Source organism: Streptomyces sp. CT34 (assembly GCF_000805335.1).
In the GTDB taxonomy this organism is placed as follows: domain Bacteria; phylum Actinomycetota; class Actinomycetes; order Streptomycetales; family Streptomycetaceae; genus Streptomyces.
In genome coordinates this window covers 7,481,279-7,484,123 of the sequence record NZ_KN708638.1, presented here as the reverse complement: position 1 = coordinate 7,484,123, position 2,845 = coordinate 7,481,279, and the positions used below count along the sequence as shown (strand labels likewise).

Annotated in this window: 1 protein-coding gene and 1 pseudogene; both read left to right on the top strand. The window is 74.4% G+C overall.

Annotated features, from left to right (window positions below):
* Positions 1 to 478: 478 nt before the first annotated feature.
* Entirely contained in the window at positions 479 to 2,302 is a 1,824-nt protein-coding gene (locus RZ84_RS32570) for an ABC transporter transmembrane domain-containing protein (RefSeq protein ID WP_043271521.1), read from the top strand.
* Positions 2,299 to 2,845, top strand: a pseudogene (locus tag RZ84_RS42095) (ABC transporter transmembrane domain-containing protein); the annotation flags it as partial. The gene RZ84_RS32570 and the pseudogene RZ84_RS42095, both read left to right, overlap by 4 nt.

Below are 2,845 nucleotides of genomic sequence, written 5' to 3'. Positions count from 1 at the left end.
GCGCCCGGCGCCCCGCCGCCGGGCCGCTGCCCCACCCGCACCGCTCCGCCTTCCTTGGCGCCCTCCGCGCCCCCGGCGCCACTGCCGTGCGCGCCGGTGCCGCCCCCGCAGCCCGCCACCAGGACCACTCCCGCGGCGGCCACCGCCACCGCCCGTATCGCACCCGCCGCTGTCCGCATGACCCCATGGTGCCACCGCGGCACTGACGGCCCATCAGCACCGGCGTTGTGCACATCACCGCCGATTCATCGGCTTTATCGCCCCGCTGTGGAAAAACCGTTTGAAAGCGGCCCATGCGACGGGCGAACCTTCCCTTACCTCCGTCCACGTCGAGATGGCCGAGACGTACGAGAGGGGCATTCCGCCCTGCCCGGGACGGCCCCCGCCGCCCCCTTGCCCACGACCGCCGCCCCTCCGCCCCGGCCCGCCGAGCACGCTCGGCCCACCCCCGCCTGCCGCGACAACTCCCTTGGACATCATGCGTATTCGCGATCTTCCGCATCCCGACCCCGGCGTCCCGGACGTCCGCACGGGTGGCAGATTCCTGCTGTGGCTGTGCAGACAGCAGCTCGGCGGACAGGCCAACGGGCTCTTCTGGGGTCTCGTGCACATGAGCGCGGTGGCCGCGTTCCCGCTCCCGGTGGGACTCGCCGTACAGGCTGCGGTGGACCGTGACGGTCCCCGACTCGCCCTGGCGGGCGGCCTGCTGGCGCTGCTGGGCGTGCTGGTCGCGCTCGGCGACATCATGCTGCACCGGGCGGCGGTGACCAACTGGATCGTCGCGGTCGCCCGGATGCAGCAGCTGCTCGCCCGTAAGACCACGGAGTTGGGCGGGGCGATGACCCGGCGGGTTGCGGCCGGTGAGGTCGCCGCCGTCAGCACCGGCGACCTGGAGCGGATCGGCTGGTTCATCGAGGTCCTCTCCCGGTTCTGCGCGGCGGCCGTGACCACGGCCGGCGTCTGCGTCGCCCTGGTGGTCTACCAACCGGAACTGGGCCTCGTGGTGGCGCTGGGCGTGCCCGCCCTGGCACTGGCCGCGCTGCCGCTGCTGCCGGCCGCCACCCGGCGCGCCGACGACCAGCGGGAGAAGGCCGGCCGGGCCACCGAACTCGCCTCCGACACGGTCGCCGGACTGCGCGTCCTGCGCGGCATCGGCGGCGAGGAGCTGTTCCTCGGCCGCTACCGCAGCGCCTCCCAGGAGGTGCGCAGGGCCGCCGTCCGCAGCGCCCGGATGTGGTCGCTGATCTCGGCCGTCCAGGTCCTGCTCCCGGGGCTGCTGCTGATCGCGGTGGTCTGGTACGGCGTCGGGCTCGCCCGGGACGGCCGGATCGCCGTCGGCGAACTGGTCACGATCTACAGCGCGGTGGCCTTCCTGCTCTACCCGCTGCGCCACTTCGAAGAGATCACCATGTCCTACTCCTTCTCCCGCCCGTCGGCGGCGCGCACGGCGCGCGTCCTGGCCCTGAGCCGCCCGGTCGACGGCCGGCTCACCGCACCGGAACCGCCGTCCGGCGATCTGCACGACCCGGTCAGCGGACTGACCGCCGCGGCCGGCCGGCTGACCGCCGTGGTCTGCGGCGACCCCGACGCGGCGGGCCGGCTCGCCGAGCGCCTGGGCGGCCACCCGCCACACCGGGACGGGGGCGCGGACGGCGACGGCGGCACCGACGGCGCCGAGGCCGGGGGGAAATCCGCCGGCCGCCCGCTCTCCGTCGTTCTCGGCGGCACCCCGCTGGACGACATCCCGCGCGATACCGCGCGCACGGCCGTACTCGTCCAGGACAAGGACCCGGTGCTGCTCTCCGGCACCCTCGGCGACCTGCTCGACGTCCCGGCGTCCGGCCGGGTGACCACGGCCGAGGCGCTGGCCGCGGCCGAATGCCGTGATGTGCTGGCCTCCTTGGCCCAGGGGTCCGCCGACGACTCCGGCGACCCGATGCGCACCCACATCACCGAACGGGGCCGGTCCCTCTCCGGCGGGCAGCGGCAACGCCTGGCCCTGGCCCGGTCGCTGGTCACCGACCCGGAAGTGCTGGTGCTCGACGAGCCGACCAGCGCCGTCGACTCGCACACCGAGGCGCGCATCGCCGACGGCCTGCGGACGATCAGGGCAGGCCGTACGACCCTCGTCCTCACCTCCAGCCCGCTCCTGCTGGACCGCGCCGACCAGGTGGTGTTCCTCCAGGACGGCAAGGTCACCGGCGCGGCCACCCACCGCGAACTGCTGCGCACCCACCCCGACTACCGCGCGGTCGTCACCCGCGAACCGGACCGGCCCCACCACCACGAGGAGACCTCATGATCGGCCTGGCGCCGCCGGAGCACGATCCCGACGCCCCGCAGACCGCCACCACGCTGCCCGTCGGCTCACCGGCGACCGTACGCTCCTACGTCGCCACCCTGGTCCGCCGCCACCGCGGCGCCTTCACGATCCTCGTCACCGTCAACGCCGCGGCGGTCATCGCCTCGATGGCCGGCCCCTACCTCCTCGGCGGACTGGTCGAGGACCTGTCCGCCGGCCACGGCGCGGACATCTAACTCGGCCGCGCCCTCGCCCTGTTCGCCCTCGCCCTGATCGCCCAGACCGTCTTCGTCCGTATGGTGCGGCTGCGCGGGGCGATGCTCGGCGAACAGATGCTGGCCGATCTGCGCGAGGACTTCCTCGTCCGGTCGGTGGCGCTGCCGCCGGGCGTCCTGGAGCGGGCCGGCACCGGTGACCTGCTATCGCGGATCACCACGGACATCGACCGGCTCGCCGAGGCGATGCGCGAGGCCGTACCGGAACTGTCCATCGCCGTCGTCTGGGCGGGCCTGCTGCTCGGCGGGCTCGCCCTCACCGCCCCGC